Below are 20,625 nucleotides of genomic sequence, written 5' to 3'. Positions count from 1 at the left end.
GACATCTCCAAACCAAGCCCTCCGCTGATCGACGGCTCGGTGCTTGTCTTAATCGGCGATACCCAATTGACTTCGTGGCATCGAGGATATGGCGGCGATGCGCGTTGCAATAATCCTTCGCTCGAGTAATTTGATCTGCATGACGAGACCTCGCTTTACGGACGCGTTAAGCCGCATAAAGCTTCTGGAGATTTTGGCTCCATTCGATCCCCACGTCGCGGGTACGCCGCCTCTGGGCATTGATCTGCCCACCAGCGATATAGACGTCCTCTGCTACGCTCCAGATCCACATGTATTCACCCGAGCCGTTTGGGATGCATATTCCACATGCGATGAATTTTCCGTCCGACAGTGGACCGGTCGAGAAAACCCGATCATCGCCTCGTTTGCCGCCGCTGATTGGACGTTCGAACTATTTGGTCAAGCTCTCCCGGTGCCTGAGCAGCACGGCTGGAAGCATTTTCAGGTGGAGCACAGGCTGCTGAGGATCGGCGGAAGCCGCTTCCGCGCGGCCGTGATGCAGCTTCGAGCCGACGGCATGAAAACCGAGCCCGCATTTGCGGCTTCACTCGGCATCGAGGCGAGCAATCCATATGAAACGCTGTTCGACATGGCAGGTTGGTCTGACGAGGCCTTGGCTGCTTTGCTAAGGGAACATGGATTCTAGACCCTCAGGACGGTTAATCGGACTACCTCCAGCAATGTGGAGGCAGACAGACAATCAGCCCGCCTCGAAGTTGTCACCTCAAACGTGTCTCCGCGGATGTGCAGATTGCCATCCACCGCACTGAAAACCCCGCGCGTGATAGGCGCCCTGCTCGCGGAGGCGTTTGTCCAAACTTCTGTACCGGCCAGAATGTGTTAAGATCCCACCGTAAGCGCAGCAGATGACGAATGAGATTTTAGAAGCCTTTTGTGGCCATGCTAGCCTCCCAGACTTAAGTGAGACCACTGCTTGAAAGGAATCGAAACCCTAAGAGCCGACAGATCTGATCTGCGCTAGGTCATCGATTAGATATCACAATGGCTCTTGCCTGATATCGATTTATCGAGATCGAATAGGCAGGCAAGAAAATACTCCCACACCTGCTATCTCGTCTGACGTTGCCCCGTTGAAATAATCTATTTTGAAGTAAGCTCTGGCGCATTGAGAGGACCAGAGAATGAAACCTACGCCAATACAGGGCAATACGTAGAAAAGCACCATCGCCTCGATCTCGGTTCGGAGGCTTCTTCACAGTGTTCGATTGCTGCCCGGAACTTTTGATCTTCTACAAAGTTGGGAACGCTGACTTTGGCCGCGACGGGGAGAGGGACATGCGGAGATCTCGTTATTTAAGTCTGGCTTTTGGCGCCTCCTTTTCTGGAGTTGCGGTCCTTGCCGTCGGCGCCATTTCCGACCCGTTGCCGCCTGATGCGACCTATAGGCCGCTGCCGACCATGCCGCTTTCGCAAGCCCGGGCGATCGACGAGGCTCAAAAGCCCGCGGTCATGGAACGGCAGCGCATGTTGCTCGAGCGGCGCTATGATCTTGCCGACAAGCCCATGCCTGACGTCAAGATGTCCGGCGGCATGAAGCCGGTGCAGGACGGCGTTCGCATCAAGCTCCCGGCAAATGTCAGCTGGGATCAGCTCGCCGCCATGAAGCCATCGGACATCCGAGAGCGGAACCTTCTACCGGAAGGATTTTTGCCCTTTCCTCATGTCAAACAGGCGGCAGGCGGCCAGGTCTTTCCAAATCGCGAAATCGATGAAATCCACGCTCAAGAGATGCGCGATCTGCGTCGTTTCGACGTCGATTTCGATCTTCCGGACAATTTCACGCCCGAGTTTCCGCCGCCGATCTTCCTGACCACACATCCGGAACTCGGAGACGTCTCGCGAGGTCAGCTGCTGACGATCAAAAACTTCTACGAAATCATGAACGGCGTCATCACGCCAGTCCAGATGGAAGGGCTTCGGCTGCTTCTGACCCCGTTTCCGCAGGAAGAATTCAACCAGACCGAAGACCGCAAGGTTGCGGATCAGAGCACCGGCGTCGCCTGTCTCGACTGCCATTCCAATTTTCACACCAATGCCGCCTTTCATCTGACGCCGGACGTTCGTCCTCAGGCCGACCGGTTTCGACTTGACACCACCAGCTTGCGCGGCCTCTTCAACCAGCAGATCCACGGGTCGAAGCGATCGCTCCGCTCGGTCGAAGACTTCAGCGAATTCGAGCAGCGAACAGCCTATTTCAACGGCGATCACGTGAGCGCGACACGCAAAGGGGTCAATCTTCCCGACCGACCTAACCAGGTCGCAATGATGGCGCAGATGCAGAACATCATCGATTTTCCGCCGGCACCCAAACTCGATCCGTTCGGGCGGCTGGATCCAGCACTTGCCACGCCTCAGGAACTGTCCGGCGAACAGATATTCATGGGCAAGGGAAGATGCGCCGAGTGTCATGTGCCGCAGACAGCGTTCATGGACAACAACATGCACGACCTGAAGCTTGAACGCTTCTACAAGATCGGCCAGGTCTTCAACGATTTCGTCACGCTGCCCGATGGGCCGATCAAGACCTTTACCTTACGCGGCATCAAGGATTCTCCACCCTACCTTCATGATGGCCGCTTGCTGACCCTTGCCGATACCGTCGAGTTCTTCAATCTCGTTCTGGGAGTGAAGCTGACGGAGCAGGAAAAGAAGGATCTCGTCGCCTACATGCTGACGCTGTGAGGACAAAGGAGAAGCGTATGGGCCGCCATATTATCGTTGCTCTCAGCACATTGGTGCTGCTTGCAGGCACAGCCACTGCCCAGATCGGCAATCCAGCCGGAATGGGCGTCGACACGAGAATGGCAAAGCCAGGCGTTCCTGCTCCCAATCAGACCAACAACCAAGACCGGCTGTTCGCCCAGCTTGCAGCCGCAGGTGGGTTGGCCGAAGTGGAGTTAGGCCGCATGGCGGGCCAGAAGGCTGGCGCCGAGGCCGCAAAGCAGTTCGCCGACAGGATGGTTCAGGACCATAGCGATGCCAATGGAAAGCTTAAAAATCTCGCCGATGCCGCGAAGATCCCACTGCCGACAGAGCTTGATGCCGATCACCAGCTGATCCGTGACCGCCTTGATAAGCTGAACGGCGAGACTTTCGACAGGGCCTATATTGCGGCCCAGATTGTCGATCATCAGAAGACGGCGCAACTGCTGGCATGGGAAATCTCCTTCGGCGAGGACGCAGAGATGCAACGTCTGGCCGGATCGCTGCTGCCGATCGTGCTCGATCATCTCCGTCAAGCACAAGAGATCAACGCCGTCCTCACCGGGGCCGGCGTCCGGTTTCTGCCGAACGCTGTCGCAGCGAGCGAGCACAGGCCTTAGAAAGGCATCGTCTCGGGCGCTGCGGCGAATTGGAAAGGATGAGGTGGCGGCTTTCCTGCTGACCTTGCTCGAGCCAGCGGAAACTGCTTCACCCGATCACGGGGAAGTCTTCCGCGGTTCAGAACTTATAAGGTGATGCCGCTGAATGGCACACACATTGCGCCCCCCTGCAGCCCAATTTGGACAAGTCTGATGGAGCGTGTGCGGATGCTGGAAAACTGCTACTCTCCCTGAATGCGCGCCAGTGAGATCGAACTTCAGATGGTCATGCGACACGTTCGAGATGGAGCCGCCATCCTCGCTCGCCAAACCGCGTTGATCACGAGGTTGGCCGCTCTCCGGCTGCCGACAAAGGACGCCGAGGATCTGCTCGTCCTGCTGGAGCGCGCGCAAGCCGAGCATGTATCACACCTGCAGCGACTCGTTGCTCGGTGATAGGACCACATTCGAAGGAAAAGCAATGTGCAATGATTACCGGCTAATGGTGGATCCTGCCTTGATTACGAAGGACTTCGCGGATCTGAAGATCAAGATCCACTTTGGTGAAGGCATACCGAACCTCGAACCGCGTGAAGACATCAAGATCACCGACATGGGTACCTTTAAAGGTCACGACCCACAGCCAACAAAACCGGTCCGTCGATGTGAAGGGACACGAACGTGTGACCAGTTATTTACGTGGTCAGCGAAATCGATTTGTCATTGCTCCATGACCGGGCGATTGTGAGCAAAATGCTCATTTGCGCAGCCTCACAGCGGCAATGACGTGTGGCGTCAGGAACGCGGCAATCTCTATGACATCCTTCAGATCGCCGGGTTCATGTGCAACGCCTTCAAGGAAAGCGTGCCATTGCCGCTGCTTTTGCTCGTCCTTGGCAAAGACGTCCGTCAGGGCGTCCGGTAGCTCGGTCGGGATCGGAGTTTCGCGCCGCTCGAACGTCGCTGCGATTGCGCGCGCCAATCGGTCATCGGTGAAATCGAATGACCTGCTGAGAATCCAGATATCGTAGAAGTCCTTCATGCGGCTGTTTGCACGCCCCAGCATGACCATCGCCTGGAACTTTTCGGCAATGACCGTCTCCCGCGCATAGGCTCTGAGCCGGGCCGTCGGAAAAACGAGCATAGAAGGATAATCTAGCATCTCCACCCCAGGCTCGAGCGCATCGCCAAATCCGATGTCGATCGTCAGGGTAATCCGGGCGCCGCTGATAGAAGCGACCACCCGTAATCTGAGCCCACCATATTCCAGTCCCTCGCGAATGCGATCCACGCGGAGGGTTTCGGCGTCGAACGTGACGCCATCGTCAGCCTCTTGCGCTAAAATCTCTCGAAAGGTCTCAAGCATCGGTTCTGGTTCAGGATTGCCAAAGCCCAAAAGGTCAAGGTCGCGCGTGCCGCAGTGCGGATCGTCAAACCAACTCATCATCAGCATCGCGCCCTTCAGCACGAAACGGCCCGCATGGGGTGACTGGCTGAGCCGGAACAGCAACCGTTCAAGAGCGAAGCGCGTCAGGATCAGATCAAAACTTTGCCCGTTTGCCTTGGCGAGTTGCAACAGGCGAGCGCGCACCGAGGCTCCGAGATTTCTGATTCCTTAGCCATTGGCGGTCAGTGCCTCGAGATACGGACGGATTACGGTGCCAACACCACCGCGCTCGGCTTGGTCAGTGATTTCGCCGGGAGTAGCCCTTCGTTGCCGCAGCGTCTCCTGCAGCCCCTCTATCGCTACGGACAGGCCAATCTTGTTGCGATAGCGAAAGCAATCGGCAATCGTCTTGGCGATTCCAAAAACCTTCACCGGAACGCCTTCTACAACATGGGTCTCGACGCTTTCGTTAAGAAGGCTGTCTGTGAAACGCACGATGCGCATAGCAGGGCCTTCCGGTTGCGGAGCCCAGTCTTTGCGGCCTATGGCAAGCCAGCTTTGTCTCGGAAGTTGATCCGTCAAGCCGTGGAAAGCGAGGGCCGAAACAAGGCAGATAACGGCCTTCGGGGCGCGTTTGGCAATCTCCGCCAGGCTATGATTGGCATCGAGCTCTGCATCGGGAAGTTGATAAAGACCGCGGGCAAGCCGCACGACCTCACCATTCCGTTCCATTCGGCTCACGGTCGCCGCCGTCACGCCTGCATTCCGCAGTTCCGCGAGACGTGCTATCCCGCGTTCAGCGAGCACGGTTCGGGCGATTTGGCGTTGCGTGACGGAAGCCGGCATTGATACGAGAACTCGGAGCATAGAATCTATTATCCGAGGATTTGTATCACAATCCTTAAACCCAAGAAAGCCGCCAATTGGCGAAGTCGCCAGCCGATAACAAACACTTGCTTTTGAATGGAGTCGAACCAACGAACCGAAGCCCTCAAACTGCTCACTCCTTGTCTCCACCGCTGCGAAAGGCTATATAAAGCAATGTATTCATTGCGGTAAAAATCGATGACGTTTGTCACTATGACAGTATTAGCCACGGTAAACGCCCCTTACGGGACGAGCCTTTCGGCTGAACAGTTGGCGTCGAAGATTGTCGACCCGGCAAGCGCCGACCATTACGACGCATCTGCGTTTGCGTTCTTTTCTGAAGTTAGCGAAAGCCTTCAGCATTCGTTTCTGGATGAAATGCACGTCAATCTTACTGATGCCTCCGTCGTTGCACAGCGGTTTTCCGACATGGCCGGATACGAATTGCCGCTTGCCCGGGCCGCCTAGTGACACAATCGCAAAATAATCATTGGGCAGAGCTCTTTGACCAGGCCCTTGAAAATAATCAGCCAAGTTAATTCGAAGTTCCCCGTTCTCGACAGCTGGAGTTTCGGCGGCGGCACTGCGCTGATGCTCCAAATCGGCCACCGGGAAAGTTTCGATGTTGATATCTTCATCGACGATTCTCAGGTGCTACCTTATCTCAATCCACAAACGCAGGGCTTCGCTCTCGATCTGTATCCTGACGCTTACACTTTCGACGGCACGCACGCTCTCAAAATCGTGTTCAAGGATATCGGAGAGGTCGACTTTATCGTCGCAACACACCTTACGTTTGGGCCCACGACAGAAAGAGAAATACGTGGGCAGAGGGTTTACCTCGAAACGCCAGCCGAGATCGTTGCGAAAAAGATTTTCTATCGCGGGGGCTCAATGCAGCCACGCGACATGTTCGATATCGCATGCGTCCGCGAGAGCGAAGGCCATGATTATCTCGTAACGGCGCTCATTCCATTCAAGGACTCATGCAGACGCGCGCTGAAAACGGCGCGCGTGATGGACGCCCGGCTCGCCGAGGCTGTTATGTCTAAACTTCTATACCAATCAAAATACTCAGGGATTCCATCGCAAGCACAGCAGATGACAATTGAGATTTTAGAGGCCGTTTGTGCCTATGGGCCAACAACCGAGGTTTAAGCGGGCTCTTGAAAAGGATCGAACCAGAGACCCCTTGTGAAATTTATCTAATCCGAGTCATGCGCCTCTCGTGGGATAAGGTTCTGTCATGAAACCGAGTGGTTTGGCGCGCGTGACCGCCCTTGGCAGCATCCAGTATCTGAAACAGCAGCCGGGCCGGCGGACAGGGCCGCGGACGTGCCGTTGTCGGACAAATCCTCACGGCCAACCACAGGGATCTCCTGCGGGCGGCGACAAAAATGCGCCCAGATCGCTGTCGGCGCCGCTCCTACTGATAAACTGCCCCCGGCCTAGAGGTTGTATGGACGAACCGTGTCTATACGTATATACAATGATTGTCATACAACAAGGACGTCAAATGCTCAGCATAAGAGATGAGGAAGTTCGCACCTTGGCGGAAACCGTTATGCGCAAACGTGGTGCATCCAACTTGACCGCGGCAATCAAGCTTGCGCTGCAGCATGAGATTGAGCGTGCAGACGAAGCCATACCCTTGAAACGACTCGTCGCAGAGATCCGTGCGCGAGCACTTGACAAGGCAAAATTTCCGCCTGCTCCACCCTTAACGAAAGACGAACGCGACGCACTCTGGGGCCAATAATGTTCATTGAAACCTCAGCATTCGTTGCCATCCTTGCCGACGAACCGGAAGGCGATAGCTACTTGGGCGCAGTCGATGGCGCGGCAACGCGGCAAACAAGCGCGCATGTCCGGCTTGAGGCGACCATCAACTTGGCGCGTATTCTTGGGCTGGAGGTCCCTGATGCCCAGGAGATGTTCGACGCTTTTCTTCAAGCGGCGAAAATCACTGTAGTTCCGATCACCGATGCGATCGCGCGTCGCGCGGTGGAAGCCTTTGCCGTTTACGGCAAGGGAAGAGGCCATCCCGCCCAACTCAACTTCGCCGACTGCCTGTCCTATGCCTGCGCGGACACTCTCAAGATGCCGATCCTGTTCAAAGGGCGCGATTTTGAAGAAACGGATCTTAAGAGCGCTCTATCCAGAGAGTGATGAGCCGCGTCAATCTATCAATAGGTGGGCCAAGGCCTGGGCGGAAGATGTCAAGGCACCATGGAGCTGCGAATTTACATCGCGACACTCTCAGCTAAGGGTAGAAATCTGTCATACCGAGCTGTCCCTTATGGAGAGGATGCAATCGGTTTTACGACGCGGTAGATACATATTAAGCTCCTGAAGGGATGCGAACCAGCGACCTCGTGGAATTGCTGGTTATTGCCCTCAGCGCTTCGGCGATATTGGCAGCAACCTTGATCGACGATGCATCCTTGCACTGATGCTGGAAGACAAACCGCTTAAATCTTCGCAAAATATTTAAGTGTTCAGCGTATTGCGCTCCTAACGAACGACCATTGCCGTGGGGCTTGATGATTAACGAACTGGATATGCCGACGGTTCTCTTCCTCCAGAAGACATCCTATATCGCCGGTGCTTTGACCTTGGGGTATCTGCGCCTGACATCGGAAGAAAGCCGTGGAGTTGGACTTCTAGCAGCAAGCTTTATTGTCCTCGCCGGAGGTTCGACCCTTGCGGGCCATGCAGAAATTCATCCGGCACTTTACGGCCCTCTCAGCCTTATCAATATTGTTCTCGCCGTACTTGGATATTGCCTATTGGGCTTCGCGTTTATTGTCATCAGCAACCCTGATCGAAAAATCAATACGTGGCTGGTTCTCATACCAGCAGCGGCAACGCTGGCAATCGGGCTGATCACGGCCTTCCACCTGAACAACACATATCGGGCGACGACTTTCACTTTTCTCGGTTGCCTGACGATGGCGGGCACGGCAGCTGTCGTGTTCCTGGACAGCTATATCGAGCCTCTTCCAATTCGGAAGCTGGTCGCGGCGATACTAGCGTCCGCCAGCCTACTCGCGTTGATCATGGGTCTGGAATTTGCATTCAATACCTTTCCCTTGCTCGACGTAGCGAGCGGCTTCTTCCTGATGATAATTTCCAAATTCGTGCTAGCGATTGCCATCGTGATTTTCATCAGCGAGCGCCAACATATCAAGATCAAACGTCTGGCCGACCGCGACGCTCTTACGGGTCTGTATAACCGCCGCTTTTTTAATACGAACGTGCCCAAACAAGCCCAAGAAGGCGACGCCGTTCTCTATCTGGATATCGATCACTTCAAGCAGTTGAACGATCGCTGGGGGCACGCTGCAGGCGACGAGGTTCTGGCAACGATGGCGCAGGCAGTGCAATCGATCCTGCCCTCCTCGGCGCTGTTCGCACGACAGGGAGGCGAGGAATTTATCGTTTTTCTCCCAACAAATGCGGGAAACGCCCTGCTCCATGCCGAGCGGATTCGCAAAACCGTCGCTGAGCTTCGCTACCCTACCATTGCCTCCGAAATCGCCGTAACGACAAGCATCGGTATCGCAAAAGCTACCCACGAGGGATCGGAACTGTCGCATCTTTGCCGAGAAGCCGATCGAGCGCTGTATTTGGCGAAAGCCGCAGGGCGAAACCGTGTTTGCGATGCTACGCAAGACGTGTTTCCTGCCAAGAACCAGAACCTGGCGCGCTCCTCGTAAGTCCGCATTGCGAATGCGCCAGCCGAGCGCTCCCCGAGTGGGGCGGCAACACAGACGGGCGGAATCGAGAAGATCCCATGACGCGGCGAGGCCGCGCGAAGTGCCAAGAAGACGGCAAATGATCAAGACGGACGGCGAAGTTCCTGAGTAAAGCTTCGTCAGGCCGGAAAGGATCATCCGACATGGGAACATAACAGTCTCATGCCGACAGGATTTGCGAAGAAGAACCTTCGCTACAAATCCTGCTGTTGCGGTGCCCTCCCGCTGATGCATCAGGATGATATCGAGAACGACCTGTCGCTCCATATTCGTAAGCAACTGCTTACTCTAGGTCCGAACGAAGACTCTGGAACAAACCGTCTCCATCGCCGTTGGGATAGGCATCAATTCACACCCATTGGAGGATGGTAAAATGGGTCGAGGTATTTTGCTCTGGCTTCTCGGTATTCCCTTGCCGATCGTCATTCTTCTCGTTCTCTTCACGCGATAGGAGGCGTCAATGTCGGTCATTGAAGACGTCCCCAGAGGTACGGTTCCTGTCGAATCTTCCAAGCCCGCTATCGTCTGGGGCCCCATCATCGGAGGCGCCTTTGCCGCAACCGGAATTACCCTCATTCTTCTATTGCTTGGATCAGGTGTTGGGCTCACGATGGTTTCTCCCTGGTCTGACCAGAGCAATTCGGCGACAGCCGTCGGCATCACTGCGGCGATCTGGCTGGTGGTCGTTCAATGGCTGTCATCAGCGATCGGTGGCTATCTTACGGGCCGTCTCCGTACGAAATGGGTTGAAGTCCACTCCGACGAGGTCTTTTTTCGCGACACGGCACACGGGTTTCTGAGCTGGGCGCTGGCAACGGTGTTCGTAGCAGGGTTTCTCGCCTCTTCATTGACTTCGCTGGCGAGCGCGTCGGCCAATGCCGCCGGTCAAGTCGCGCAAAACGCGGTTAGCGCCGGCGCCGCTGCATCAACACGTGGTGCGGACGCAACCGCCTATTTTACAGACGCGCTCCTCCGGCCCGCAAAGGCCGCAGACCGCGCTCAATCCGACGATGGCGCAGCCGCGGCCGAGATCTCGCGGATCCTCGTACAGGGTGCGGCCAGCGGACAGCTTCCGGATGGAGACAAATCCTATATCGCAACGATCATTTCCGCGCGCACGGGCCTTTCCGAAACGGATGCCCGCAACCGGGTCGATGCGGTGCTCAAGCAAATCGATGACGCCAAGTCGGCAGCAAAAGACGCGGCTGACAAAGCCAGGAAAGCGGGCGCGACGAGCGCGCTGGTCGGGTCCCTATCGCTGCTGGTCGGCGCCTTCATAGCATCGGCGGCCGCGGCACTTGGCGGTCGTCAGCGTGATGAAGAAGAGGACTTGCTCGTGGATTCACGCAGCCGACGTCCTTGAGCCGCAACGGCAAGCGTTTCGCTCTGCGTCATCGCGGTGGCGCAGAACGTCAGGCAACAAATGGAGACACCAACAGCCTCTATGTGGAGGCGTGCCTTGAGCCGGTTTGATAGTGGATCGGCGCGATCAAAGATTTATCCTTTCTCGAAAAAACGCCGGAGTGAATTCGCGAGATCGACGGGATTTTCTTCAGCGACGTGGTGGCCGCTTTCGATACCGTGACCCGTGACATCCGTCGCCCACGACCGCCAGATTTCCCTCGGGTCGCCGAAGAAATGCTTGAGATCGTCTTTGGTCGACCAAAGGCAAAGCAATGGGCATGTGATCCGCCTTCCGGCAACCCGGTCCTGCAGTTCATCTTCCCGATCGACGCTCAAGCCTGCCCTGTAATCCTCGATCATTCCGTGGACAACGGCTGGATTTTGGATCGCCGTCAGCAGGTCATCGTAGGCCTCTTTGCCCATGATATCCGGACGGATGGCATGGTACCAAGCCCGAGGATCGGCATTGATCGCTTGCTCGGGCTTTTCAGGCTGCGCGAAGAAGAACCAGTGATACCAGTCACGCGCGAAATGCCAATCCATCCGTTCGAGATGCTCCACGATCGGAATGCTGTCGATCACGGCCACCCTGGTGACGATCTCGGGATGATCGAGCGCAAGACGGAATGCCACATAGCTGCCTCGGTCATGCCCCGCCACGGCAAATTTCCGATGTCCCAAAGCTTGCATCAGTGCCACACAATCAAGTGCCTTCGCCCGTTTCGAAGAATGCCGGCTGTTCTCGCTATCCACGGGTTGGAAAGACTTTCCAAATCCCCTGAGGTCGGGGCAAACAATCGTGAAGTGCGCAGACAAGAGGTCCGCGACTTGACCCCACGTCATATGCGTTCGCGGATGGCCGTGGAGCAACAACAGGGGCGGGCCATTGCCGCCGTGGCGAACGCGTAAAAGGCCGGGGCCAACGTCGATGTAATCCAGTGCCATTCCGCTGAACATATCCGGTCTCCTCGAATATTAGGTCGGCTGTTCTTACGCCCACCGCCTCGGTCATGATTTCCTCCTCTTCTTCTTAGCGCTCTCGTCGCTGAGTTCGATCCATACGGGAGCATGGTCGCTGGCGTGCTCCCAGCCGCGGACGTGCTTGTCGACCTCGGCCTTCGACAGACGGGCTGCCACCTCCGAGTTGAGCAGGAAGTGGTCGATCCGCAGTCCGGCGTCGCGAGCATACGCGTTTCGGAAATAGTCCCAGAACGTGTAGATGCGCTCGTCCGGATGCAGATGGCGGAGAGCATCGGTCCAGCCTTGATCGACGAGTTTCCTGTAGGCCTCGCGGACTTCGACGCGGAACAATGCGTCGTTCGTCCAGCGTTCCGGCTTGTAGACGTCCATCTCGGTGGGCATCACGTTGAAATCGCCGGCGAGAACGACCGGCACCTCAAGCTCCAGCAGCTCAGCGGCGTAGGCTTGAAGCCGCTTGAACCAGCGGAGCTTGTAATCGAACTTGGGTCCCGGATAAGGATTGCCGTTCGGGAGGTATAGGCCGCCGATTACGATCCCGTCGACGATGGCTTCGATGTAACGACTGTGCTCGTCTTCCGGTTCGCCCGGAAGCCCTCGCCTCGTAAGATGGGGTTCCTGCCCCTCTGCAAGGATCGCAACGCCGTTCCAGGATTTCTGGCCCTGCCACACTGCGCCATAGCCGGCGGCCTCGATCGCCTTGATCGGAAACTTCTCTTGCGGGGCCTTTAGTTCCTGCAGGCATACGACATCCGGCGCGGCCTCTTCCAGCCATCGGAGGAGGATTTCAAGCCTGCCGTTTATGCCATTGACGTTGTAGGTCGCCAGCTTCACGGCTTAGTGCCGGCCGATTTCCGCTTCGACCTTCTTGCGCGAGCTTCCGGCGCTCTTCACGGCCTTCTTGACCCTGTCCTTCGAGACGCCTTCCTTCTTCGCCTCGTAACGGACCTCGTGATCCTGGCCGCCTGCGACCTTCGCACGATCCTGGGCGCGACCTCTCGATGTGGTTGCCATGACAATGCCTCCTGACGAGTTTCGACCCACGAAAAACGGGCCTCGAATCAAGAAGTTCCATGGGCCAACCTCTTCGGGTTGAGAATGCTGGTTTGCAAACATGGTTCGGGATTTGCAGGCGATCGTTATCCGATCGTCTAGTCATACTGTTCACCATGACCGATCTGCGCACGACCAAGGTCGCTCACCGCCGGATCTTCGGCAGGATCAGGATCGGCAGCGTTTGCTTTCTCGAGAAGCCTTCCAGCCTCGAGGATCGCGAGCACAATTTCATGCGTGCCCCAGCCAGCCGCGTTAGCCGATGCGACGAGACTGTCCAAAGCATCGCGCGCGACGGCCTGTGCTTCCTTGGCGCGGTCAGCCTCTGTGTTGCTGGCCGGCGAAGGAAACACATGATTTGCCGGCTCATGACCGGCCAAGGGTTTCGATTCTTCGCGGTCGGTGGTACCTGCCTCGCCGTCCTGGTGCGAGATCACGACATCAAGATCGTCCGAAAGTTTGGTCGCCTGGCTGGCGTTCATGATACCGATCGGCACGTCTTCTCCATTATCAGTCGTCACCTTCACCTCTACGATCTTCTTTTTCTCGGTCATGGCAGCCTCCTTCAAGGGGAAACTTCCCGGGCCCTCGTCGGTTCCACCGGCCGCGACCCCGATCGGGCGCGCAGAGCGGTGATTGTCAATCTCTCGGCACAGCTTCAAAGCGATCGAACGACCTCCACAAGACGTTTCATGTCGGTGGGCTTCCCGAGATTGGGCACGTTAGCCAAAACATCATGCCTGGCGAGTCCCGCCGGATCGCTCGCACTGGCGAGGACGAACGGAACACCCCACGTCTTGAGAAGGACGGCGACAGGCGTAATGTTCTCGCCATTGAGAGTGACATCCAGAACAGCAGCATCCGGACGTTGGCTCCTCAGCAGCTCGAATGCTTGCCCGACCGAACTTGCCGGGCCTAGGACCTCAAATCCCCCTCTGGTCAACACGCTTTCCAGCTCCATCGCGATAAAGAACTCGTCTTCAACCACAAGAACGATCCTGCGCACGACGACCTCGCCTTTTTCAGGTTCGCTCATAAGCGTTTCCAAGGGAGTTTGATAATGGCTGTCAAACCTTTTGGATCGAAGTTAAGTTCCACAGTTCCGCCAAGATGTCGGCACGTGCCTTCGATCAACTCGGTGCCGTATCCTCTTCGCTTCGGCGGCTCCACCGCCGGGCCGCCCAATTCGCGCCAGTGGCAAACAAAGTACGACCGGCTCTCCGGTCCATCCTCCAATGACCATTCGACATGCAAGGCGCCGTTTGGAACGGAGAGGGCGCCGTACTTCAACGCATTTGTCGCCAGCTCATGGAACATCATGCTGACGGGCACGATCTCCGAACTCGGGATCTGCATTGTGGGTCCTTCGCAATGGACCCGATCCGTTCCAGGCTCGCTGACCGACTGCCTCAACAGGGTTTCAAAATCGGTTGCTTCATTGATAGCGGCGATCTCCTGGGCATGAAGCGTGACCTCGAGGCGTCCCAGGAAGCGATCACGGTAGTCCGTGCCTGTGAGATCTTCGGCATCCATCTGCATCGCAAGCGATCGCACCACTGCGAAGAGATTTTTCATCCGGTGGCGTGTTTCCGAAATGATGAAATCCTTCTCCGCGTCCTGACGCTGCCTTTCCGTCACATCGTCGAAGAGAACGAGGATATTGGTGCTGTTATCATCCGGATGGACAAGACGCCGTGCATCGACGAGGAAAGTGCGGCGGCCGATGGTTGGGAAGTCGTGCGCCACTTCGTATCCGATGACAGCGGCGGCTTTTGGGATAATCGCGGCGATCAGCTGCCGGAGTTCGGTAACATCCCACTGACCGTTGCCGAGATCAAAGAAACTCTCTCCCAGAATATCGTCGCGCTCGACCTTGAAGGTTTTCAAGAATGCATTGTTTGCGGTTGCGACGCACAGGTTCTGATCAAGGACGACAATCGGCTGCGTCATGGTATCGACCACGCCCTGCGCTTGGACATGTCCGCTTCGCAACAAGCGATATAGATCTTCCAGCATCATCCCCAAGCCCTCCCAGCAGCACCCGACATGTTTCGTAGCTTTCTATTAAAAGTAATGGAGCACCGAGAACTGGCAAGACGGTGGATTAAGGAATGTTGCTTGACCAATCCAGCTGGCGCACAAGCCTTGTCTTTGCAATGGCGGTAATGGATGGTAAAGCGACAACGCTTTACGATGAACAATACTTCGTCGACACATTGCGACTAATACCAGCCAACTAGAAAAAGCACACCTATCTGGCCCGGACTGGCAGGGGGCTACAGTCACGGCACCCGACCGACGATTTGCCGCCAGACGCCCTGCGGCTCGACAAACCTCGCCGTCCATAGGACCTTCACTCCGCCGCCGCAGTTCAACTCCTTCGGTCATGATTGCGGTTGGTGTGCCGAAACAGCTCCAGCTTTTCTGCGAGTTCGATCTCTGAGACGGGTTTCCCAATAGTTGCAAGCACCACTTGGGAATACTCCGCCGCGATCGCCTCCTGACCTGTGACGAAGATGCTCGCAATCCCCTGCCGGGAAAGCCAGATCGCCGCATCAGGGCCGGTGCGTCCATCAGCAAGATCGATATCGACAAGCACTCCGTCGATACCGCCGAGATCCTGTCTTTTAACAAGGTCGGTGAAGCTTATGGCAGATCCTGCGAAGATATGCCCCAAATCTTCGATCATGGCCTCAATTTGAAAGATGATCAGTGGATTGTCTTCAAGACAGAATATGCGAAGCGGAGACGCCGAAGATGACATGGCTAAAAAGCCTCCTAGAGGTCAAGGTCCTTCGGTGACACGCGCGCGAGGGGACCGATCTGAGTACAGCTTAGCCCCTGTGGATGGAACAGGATGGTGGGCGGCGTGCCAAAGAGGTTGTACAACGCCGAACGGATATACCGTGTTCCATATCCGCTTCTTTTAGGTTCCGAGACTGGCGGACCTCCTCTCTCAAGCCATTCAAGATCCAGGTTCCCATCTTGTGAGACGGACCATTTCAGACTTATCCGGCCCTCTGGCTTTAAAAGGGCACCATATTTAAGCGCATTCGTCGCAAGCTCATGGAAGCACAAGGCAAGCGTCGTCGCGGCTTCGGCACTCAGCAAAATCTCCGGCCCTGTGAAACTAATGCGATCCGCGCCCTTTGCCCGATATGGGCTGAAGGTCAATTCGGCAATATGGGAGAACTCGGCTGCATCGCCGTTCGCTTGGAATACTGCGGAATGCACATTGGCAAGAGCTGCAAGCCGACCGGCGAAATCATCGGCAAATTCATCCAGCGAGACGGCACGCCGACGGGTCATCTGGAAGATGGAGGAGATGCTGGAAAGAATGTTCTTCACCCGATGATTAAGCTCGCGCCGAAGTTCGCGCTCGCGCTCAATGTGATCGCGAACGTCTCGCTGGCGCAGACGCGCCAAGAGGCTCGATTGAACGCCACTCAGCAATTCGAGCGCTGTTACGGGGCGTTGGTAATAGATCTGCCGCGAGCGAGGCCAAGCGGCCGACAGCTCAGCCTGAACGCGGGTCGGAGGAACCATCCGATCCAACAGGACGAGGACAGGCATCTCGGACCATTCTGGCTGCTCGACAAGGTGGCGACCGATCGTCTTCTGCACCTCCGGATCAAGTGCCTCCTGGGTCGCAACCAGCACGCCGGGCGTTTGCGCCAACAGCGCCGTCAATTGTTCCGAGCCTTCCGCCCGCCGCGCAGCTACGCCATTCTGAGCTAGGAGCGTCTCCAAATGTTCGGCATCGCGCCGATAGGGCGCGATTACCAAAACCCAGTCGAGATGGCTGTCATTCGCGACCACGAGCGATTAGGCCTCCGGAATCGGGTTATACGGGATCACCGTGACGCCGGAACTTTGAATGAACAATTCCCGTACGTCGAGATCGTGCGGTCCGTGCCGCTTCTTCACGACCGTTATGCTGCGCCGCAGCCTGCCCTCGTGCTCGGTAATTCGCAGCAGCAGCACCGTGTCGCCCAGAAAACTTACATCGACATCAATGCCGATCCCTTGGCCGAGCAGACCGTGTTGCGCGACGATAAGGATGGTAAGCACACCCGCTCGCGCGAGAAATTTCAGGAGCGATTGGATGTCGCGGACCGCCTTCTCACGATGCGGCAGTGAATTCAGATATCCGGTGAAACTATCGATGACGACGACCTTCACCCTTTCGCTGCTCACCGCTTGCTGGGCAATCTGACCGAACTCACCTGGCGAGATCTCATTGGGGTTGAAATCCCGGATGATCAGCTGACCATCCTTATGGAATTGGCGCAAATCCATGCCCAACCCCTCCGAACGCCGGAAGAAAGTCTCTATTCGTTCCTCAAACAGGAAGAGGCCTACGCTCTCGCCCCGCTTGAGAGCCGCAGTCGCATAGAGCGAGGCCATAGTCGATTTGCCAGTACCCGCCTGACCTATGACGAGGGTGGTGGTTCCTGCTTCCTGCCCACCGCCGAACATGTCATCGAGGGTATCCACGCCGGATTTGATCAACTGAGGCTCGACGGCTCTCGCCACGGCGCCTGGTATAATCCGTGGGAATACGACCACGCCCTCGCCTTCGCGGATCGCCATGTCGTGATAGCCGTCAGCGACAGGCACACCGCGCATCTTACTGACCTCGATGCGGCGGCGAACCGCGCCATATTCCTCAAGCGATTTGTCGAGACGAATGACGCCGTGAGCAATGCCATCAACCTCTTCGCCTGTTCGATCGGTCTCTGGTGTTTGGGTGTCAAGCAGCAGAGCCACGATGTCGCGTTTGGCAAGAAACGCCTTGAAGGCGATCAGCTCGCGACGGAAGCGGGGTGAATCGCCTGTGATCAACCGTATTTCCAACAGCGAGTCATAGACCAATCGGCTGGGTCTATGCTCCTCGATTGCACTTTCGATCATCTTCCGCGTCTCGTCCAGACGCAGTTCAGCCGTCTGAAAAATCGACTGGTCGGTCGCTCCCTTGATCGAATCGGAAGCCGCGAGCTCTTCCACCCGGATGCCCTCGAGCGTCCAGCCGTGGGACAGGGCGATCGCCTCCAGCTCCGCCCTGGTCTGTGACAGGCTGACATAAATGCAGCGCTCCCCGTTCGCCGCACCGGCACGGAGGAATTGTAAGGCTGCGGTCGTCTTGCCCGACCCAGGCGCACCTTGAACGATATAGAGATTTGATGCGGGCAAACCGCCGCGAAGAATTTCGTCCAGTCCGGGAATACCGGAACTGACCATTGTCAACTTCTTGCTCTCAACCACGTTCACCTCTCGCTTACGCCTAAATTGACGACGTACAACGCCCGATCACGATATCGAGTTCCTGGACTGCGAAATAACTATGCGGGCAAACCGCCTGCGTTCCGAACGCGGTCTCGGCCTGAGCTTCTTCGTACGGCCTTCGAGCTCGCACCTTGTTGCAGAAAGGCGCCCGCTGCCGCGGACGCCATCGTGTCTTCGAATTGCTGTGCTTTTCAAAGCCGGTTCATGCGATATCGCTGGCGCTCGGCTTCGATTTGCTCAGGCGTATAGGGTTCGGATGCCTCGTCGAAGCGGGTCCATCCCTCTTCCGCATAGAGTGCCCGCCGGGATGCAATGTCGACGGGCCGCGACCGGTCGAGGATTGCCTGGGCCTCCGGCAGCTTTGCCTCCTCAACCCTTGCGGTCACAACCGAACCTCCACGACGGATGCCTTCGGCATAGACATGCGCCTCGTCTTCCGGGACACCTTCGCGGATCATCGCTCCGACGATACCTCCAACGGCACCGCCAGCGACAGCTCCGGCTACCGCTCCCGCGGCGGTGGCCGCCAGCCAGCCCGCCGCGACAACGGGGCCGACGCCGGGGATGGCCATGATACCAAGGCCGGCCAAAAGACCGCCGGCGCCGCCTGCGACAGCTCCGACGCCAGCACCTGTTCCTGCCCCCTCGGCTGCGTAGGTGCCCTGCCCTTCGACGTCGACGCCATTGGCCTTGTTTGTAACGATGCTAATGTCGTCAGATGGGATGCCTGCATCCTCGAGAGATTTCACCGCAGCTTTGGCGTCGTCATAACTGTCATAGAGTCCGGTAATGGTGCGCATATCGCGTCTCCTTGTTCTCAATTCGTTACTTGGCCATCGTGACGTTGCCCTGGAAGTCCAGAGACACGCCTGTGTCCTTGCCGTCCTTTTTGGCAGTCGCTCGCCAAACGCCCTGATCATCCAGTTTAAGCCCCGTGACGTCGGTGTAGCCTGCGGCTTCGATGCGGGATTTGGCCTGGTCTTCTGTGAAGCTGTTCTTGCCAGCAATCGGCGCTGCCGGATTCTGACCGGTGTTGACGGCCGGAGTTGTCTGAGAGGTCGACGGCGTCTGGCTCTGGGCCAAGGCTGCCGTCGCCGATAGAAGAAGTGCGGCGGCGAAGATGGATCTCTTCATGGAAGTTTCCTCCTGTTACGCTAATCGAACAAGAGAAAGCTCAATTTGTTCCGCACGTTATGGCGACTGGCTGCGCTCGGGACGAAAGGCGCGACGAGTTCCAGCATGGCCGGGTCGGTCCTACGACGCGCGCAAAAGATTAAGCAGCGCGGCTATGGAACAAGCAGACCAACAGAGCCGCTGGCAAATTGTCTCCACAGCCAAAGAGGCCGGGCTAACGTACCTCCATAAACGTAGCCCGAAAGCCGCATTTGATCATTGCACGAGCTCAATATTTCACCCTCGACGGAACTTTCAGCTCGCCGATCGAGTTGCTTGGAGCGGAATAAGGAGGATCATCAGATATGGAAATGCAACGGCCTTTCGAACGGCGCCGGACGATAAGAGGTGCCGCCTATTCTCTGGCGGATTTCCAGAAGAAATACGGGCTCGATGACGCGACGGCCGAAGATCTGTTCGTTCGGTTCGGCCCTTCTTCGATCGAGCTTGATTTGCTCATGGCAGCGAAGTGGAAAATATTCTCCTTCGACGACCTCACGAAGGAAATGCTCTTACGATCGGCTTGTCCGAAGGAAAACAATCCATCTTTGGCTAAAGGAAGAAACTTTACTGGCCGTCAACGAAGAACAAGATGACGAAAAATGCCGTGAGCGTGCCTACAGGATTTGAGAGGAAGAAGGGACGCCCGAAGGGTGCCATCTCGGCGATTGGCAGCGAGCGGAGGATCAGCGCGAGAAGACGGAGCAAGAGGCCGAAAGGCCACTCGCTCCGACGTGATATTCATGGACGGAATTAGTCCATTCATCAGACATCTCGAATGGCAAGGCAATGGCGTGTGCTTTTTCGGTGACCTGGCACTTCTACAGGTGCCAGCAAGCCGTAAAACCTTATAGGATTTTGGTCAAAACCTCGAAATTATCCGCTCTACGTCTGCAAATTCCCCAGCGCCGCGTTTCGTGGATTATATCCGTAGCCTCCATCTGAGACGATCGCGTCATCGAGGAAATGAGGGCTGCAGCTTCCTTCTCGTCGAAAATTCCCGATTGAAGCTCAATTGTTCCACCTGTTCGCACCGCAATGCTAACGCTCAGCATCTACGCCCATCCAATTGTCGATCACGGCGTCATAAACTCCCGGACAAGCGAGACGTTCCAAGGCTTTTCGAAATATCTGATGCATATTGCGGAACTGCTTAATCAAATGCCCTGTGAAAAGGCGCCGGTCCCCAACATGCAATCCAATCACTTTCACCAAAATGGTGCCAACTCAGCTAAATTAAGTCTCGAGTTGGCAACCGTCCGCAAGGGCGCAACGCAACTTGAGACGACCTGACAAGTTGGCTTAAAAGAACATGGTCTTGCGTCCTTCCCACGCGAGACCGGTCATAAGGACCTGTTGGCCACAGCCCGAGAAC

General features: G+C 56.5%; 23 protein-coding genes and 1 pseudogene. 11 read left to right on the top strand and 13 right to left on the bottom strand.

The features are described 5' to 3' along the window. The first annotated feature begins 97 nt into the window (after positions 1-97). The 4 genes and pseudogenes from FHT84_RS22880 to FHT84_RS31515 all read left to right on the top strand — a co-directional run. Complete coding sequence (locus FHT84_RS22880) at positions 98-667, top strand: DUF4269 domain-containing protein (protein ID WP_210209444.1); 570 nt, start codon at positions 98-100, stop codon at positions 665-667. Between the two features lie 650 nt (positions 668-1,317). Beyond that, entirely contained in the window at positions 1,318-2,724 is a 1,407-nt protein-coding gene (locus FHT84_RS22875; RefSeq protein WP_112345392.1) for a cytochrome B6, read from the top strand. A 17-nt stretch (positions 2,725-2,741) separates the two neighbouring features. Further along, positions 2,742-3,365, top strand: coding sequence for a DUF4142 domain-containing protein (locus FHT84_RS22870; protein ID WP_183764345.1), 624 nt, complete (start codon positions 2,742-2,744; stop codon positions 3,363-3,365). A gap of 460 nt (positions 3,366-3,825) precedes the next feature. Further along, a pseudogene (locus tag FHT84_RS31515) lies at positions 3,826-3,963 on the top strand (SOS response-associated peptidase); the annotation flags it as partial. Between the two features lie 138 nt (positions 3,964-4,101). Here FHT84_RS31515 and FHT84_RS22865 read toward each other — a convergent pair. Both FHT84_RS22865 and FHT84_RS22860 read right to left on the bottom strand, forming a co-directional pair. After that, the gene (locus FHT84_RS22865; RefSeq protein WP_348647372.1) at positions 4,102-4,935 is read right to left on the bottom strand and encodes a nucleotidyl transferase AbiEii/AbiGii toxin family protein; all 834 of its coding nucleotides are present in this window, start codon (positions 4,933-4,935) and stop codon (positions 4,102-4,104) included. A gap of 24 nt (positions 4,936-4,959) precedes the next feature. Beyond that, complete coding sequence (locus FHT84_RS22860; RefSeq protein WP_183764348.1) at positions 4,960-5,577, bottom strand: AbiEi antitoxin N-terminal domain-containing protein; 618 nt, start codon at positions 5,575-5,577, stop codon at positions 4,960-4,962. A 219-nt stretch (positions 5,578-5,796) separates the two neighbouring features. Between FHT84_RS22860 and FHT84_RS22855 the strand changes: the two genes are divergently transcribed. The 6 genes from FHT84_RS22855 to FHT84_RS22830 all read left to right on the top strand — a co-directional run bounded on the left by FHT84_RS22855 (position 5,797) and on the right by FHT84_RS22830 (position 10,719). Beyond that, entirely contained in the window at positions 5,797-6,066 is a 270-nt protein-coding gene (locus FHT84_RS22855) for a hypothetical protein (RefSeq protein WP_112345412.1), read from the top strand. A 48-nt stretch (positions 6,067-6,114) separates the two neighbouring features. After that, positions 6,115-6,756: a nucleotidyl transferase AbiEii/AbiGii toxin family protein gene (locus tag FHT84_RS22850; protein WP_246698603.1), complete on the top strand. Its 642-nt coding sequence runs from the start codon at positions 6,115-6,117 to the stop codon at positions 6,754-6,756. An 88-nt stretch (positions 6,757-6,844) separates the two neighbouring features. Then, the gene (locus tag FHT84_RS31780; protein ID WP_348647371.1) at positions 6,845-7,357 is read left to right on the top strand and encodes a type II toxin-antitoxin system VapB family antitoxin; all 513 of its coding nucleotides are present in this window, start codon (positions 6,845-6,847) and stop codon (positions 7,355-7,357) included. After that, positions 7,357-7,767 carry a type II toxin-antitoxin system VapC family toxin gene (locus FHT84_RS22840; protein ID WP_210260850.1) on the top strand — a complete coding sequence of 137 codons (411 nt, stop codon included), beginning with the start codon at positions 7,357-7,359 and terminating at the stop codon, positions 7,765-7,767. Before FHT84_RS31780 ends, FHT84_RS22840 begins: the two co-directional genes overlap by 1 nt. A 374-nt stretch (positions 7,768-8,141) precedes the next feature. Beyond that, positions 8,142-9,317 (top strand): GGDEF domain-containing protein, encoded by a 1,176-nt coding sequence (locus tag FHT84_RS22835; protein ID WP_145646836.1) that lies wholly within the window; start codon positions 8,142-8,144, stop codon positions 9,315-9,317. A gap of 499 nt (positions 9,318-9,816) precedes the next feature. Continuing rightward, entirely contained in the window at positions 9,817-10,719 is a 903-nt protein-coding gene (locus tag FHT84_RS22830; protein WP_145646838.1) for a hypothetical protein, read from the top strand. A gap of 134 nt (positions 10,720-10,853) precedes the next feature. Here FHT84_RS22830 and FHT84_RS22825 read toward each other — a convergent pair whose 3' ends face one another. The 11 genes from FHT84_RS22825 to FHT84_RS22775 all read right to left on the bottom strand — a co-directional run bounded on the left by FHT84_RS22825 (position 10,854) and on the right by FHT84_RS22775 (position 19,211). Beyond that, the gene (locus FHT84_RS22825) at positions 10,854-11,717 is read right to left on the bottom strand and encodes an alpha/beta hydrolase (protein WP_183764354.1); all 864 of its coding nucleotides are present in this window, start codon (positions 11,715-11,717) and stop codon (positions 10,854-10,856) included. A 51-nt stretch (positions 11,718-11,768) separates the two neighbouring features. Then, complete coding sequence (gene xth / locus FHT84_RS22820; RefSeq protein ID WP_145646842.1) at positions 11,769-12,572, bottom strand: exodeoxyribonuclease III; 804 nt, start codon at positions 12,570-12,572, stop codon at positions 11,769-11,771. A 3-nt stretch (positions 12,573-12,575) separates the two neighbouring features. After that, positions 12,576-12,752 carry a DUF3606 domain-containing protein gene (locus FHT84_RS22815; RefSeq protein WP_113250131.1) on the bottom strand — a complete coding sequence of 59 codons (177 nt, stop codon included), beginning with the start codon at positions 12,750-12,752 and terminating at the stop codon, positions 12,576-12,578. Between the two features lie 137 nt (positions 12,753-12,889). Next, positions 12,890-13,144: a hypothetical protein gene (locus FHT84_RS22810; RefSeq protein WP_183764396.1), complete on the bottom strand. Its 255-nt coding sequence runs from the start codon at positions 13,142-13,144 to the stop codon at positions 12,890-12,892. A gap of 305 nt (positions 13,145-13,449) precedes the next feature. After that, positions 13,450-13,827, bottom strand: a complete 378-nt coding sequence (locus FHT84_RS22805; RefSeq protein ID WP_183764357.1) for a response regulator — start codon at positions 13,825-13,827, stop codon at positions 13,450-13,452. After that, entirely contained in the window at positions 13,824-14,810 is a 987-nt protein-coding gene (locus tag FHT84_RS22800; protein WP_145646844.1) for a PAS domain-containing protein, read from the bottom strand. Before FHT84_RS22800 ends, FHT84_RS22805 begins: the two co-directional genes overlap by 4 nt. Before the next feature lie 352 nt (positions 14,811-15,162). Beyond that, entirely contained in the window at positions 15,163-15,555 is a 393-nt protein-coding gene (locus FHT84_RS22795; protein WP_145646846.1) for a response regulator, read from the bottom strand. A gap of 14 nt (positions 15,556-15,569) precedes the next feature. Then, a complete protein-coding gene (locus FHT84_RS22790) occupies positions 15,570-16,610 on the bottom strand; it encodes a sensor histidine kinase (protein ID WP_183764359.1) in 1,041 nt (346 codons plus the stop codon). Positions 16,611-16,616: 6 nt separating this feature from the next. Further along, the gene (locus FHT84_RS22785) at positions 16,617-18,056 is read right to left on the bottom strand and encodes an ATPase domain-containing protein (protein ID WP_183764362.1); all 1,440 of its coding nucleotides are present in this window, start codon (positions 18,054-18,056) and stop codon (positions 16,617-16,619) included. A gap of 212 nt (positions 18,057-18,268) precedes the next feature. After that, on the bottom strand, positions 18,269-18,877 hold the full coding sequence (locus FHT84_RS22780; protein ID WP_145646886.1) for a general stress protein: 609 nt from the start codon (positions 18,875-18,877) through the stop codon (positions 18,269-18,271). A 25-nt stretch (positions 18,878-18,902) separates the two neighbouring features. Continuing rightward, positions 18,903-19,211: a PepSY domain-containing protein gene (locus FHT84_RS22775; protein WP_112345428.1), complete on the bottom strand. Its 309-nt coding sequence runs from the start codon at positions 19,209-19,211 to the stop codon at positions 18,903-18,905. A 344-nt stretch (positions 19,212-19,555) separates the two neighbouring features. Here FHT84_RS22775 and FHT84_RS22770 point away from each other — a divergent pair, with 344 nt between their 5' ends. Beyond that, on the top strand, positions 19,556-19,846 hold the full coding sequence (locus FHT84_RS22770) for a hypothetical protein (protein ID WP_145646888.1): 291 nt from the start codon (positions 19,556-19,558) through the stop codon (positions 19,844-19,846). Positions 19,847-20,625: the final 779 nt, after the last annotated feature.

The organism is Rhizobium sp. BK289, from assembly GCF_014193575.1.
Lineage (GTDB): Bacteria > Pseudomonadota > Alphaproteobacteria > Rhizobiales > Rhizobiaceae > Rhizobium > Rhizobium tropici_C.
The sequence above is the reverse complement of the archived record's forward strand: the minus strand, read 5'-3'. Positions and strand labels throughout refer to the sequence as shown.

Coding starts and splice junctions, on each gene's coding strand:
- FHT84_RS22880 (WP_210209444.1), top strand. CDS start 98: ATGCGCGTTGCAATAATCCTTCGCTCGAGTAATTTGATCTGCATGACG.
- FHT84_RS22875 (WP_112345392.1), top strand. CDS start 1,318: ATGCGGAGATCTCGTTATTTAAGTCTGGCTTTTGGCGCCTCCTTTTCT.
- FHT84_RS22870 (WP_183764345.1), top strand. CDS start 2,742: ATGGGCCGCCATATTATCGTTGCTCTCAGCACATTGGTGCTGCTTGCA.
- FHT84_RS22860 (WP_183764348.1), bottom strand. CDS start 5,577: ATGCCGGCTTCCGTCACGCAACGCCAAATCGCCCGAACCGTGCTCGCT.
- FHT84_RS22855 (WP_112345412.1), top strand. CDS start 5,797: ATGACGTTTGTCACTATGACAGTATTAGCCACGGTAAACGCCCCTTAC.
- FHT84_RS31780 (WP_348647371.1), top strand. CDS start 6,845: ATGAAACCGAGTGGTTTGGCGCGCGTGACCGCCCTTGGCAGCATCCAG.
- FHT84_RS22840 (WP_210260850.1), top strand. CDS start 7,357: ATGTTCATTGAAACCTCAGCATTCGTTGCCATCCTTGCCGACGAACCG.
- FHT84_RS22835 (WP_145646836.1), top strand. CDS start 8,142: ATGATTAACGAACTGGATATGCCGACGGTTCTCTTCCTCCAGAAGACA.
- FHT84_RS22830 (WP_145646838.1), top strand. CDS start 9,817: ATGTCGGTCATTGAAGACGTCCCCAGAGGTACGGTTCCTGTCGAATCT.
- FHT84_RS22825 (WP_183764354.1), bottom strand. CDS start 11,717: ATGTTCAGCGGAATGGCACTGGATTACATCGACGTTGGCCCCGGCCTT.
- FHT84_RS22815 (WP_113250131.1), bottom strand. CDS start 12,752: ATGGCAACCACATCGAGAGGTCGCGCCCAGGATCGTGCGAAGGTCGCA.
- FHT84_RS22805 (WP_183764357.1), bottom strand. CDS start 13,827: ATGAGCGAACCTGAAAAAGGCGAGGTCGTCGTGCGCAGGATCGTTCTT.
- FHT84_RS22800 (WP_145646844.1), bottom strand. CDS start 14,810: ATGATGCTGGAAGATCTATATCGCTTGTTGCGAAGCGGACATGTCCAA.
- FHT84_RS22795 (WP_145646846.1), bottom strand. CDS start 15,555: ATGTCATCTTCGGCGTCTCCGCTTCGCATATTCTGTCTTGAAGACAAT.
- FHT84_RS22780 (WP_145646886.1), bottom strand. CDS start 18,877: ATGCGCACCATTACCGGACTCTATGACAGTTATGACGACGCCAAAGCT.
- FHT84_RS22775 (WP_112345428.1), bottom strand. CDS start 19,211: ATGAAGAGATCCATCTTCGCCGCCGCACTTCTTCTATCGGCGACGGCA.
- FHT84_RS22770 (WP_145646888.1), top strand. CDS start 19,556: ATGGAAATGCAACGGCCTTTCGAACGGCGCCGGACGATAAGAGGTGCC.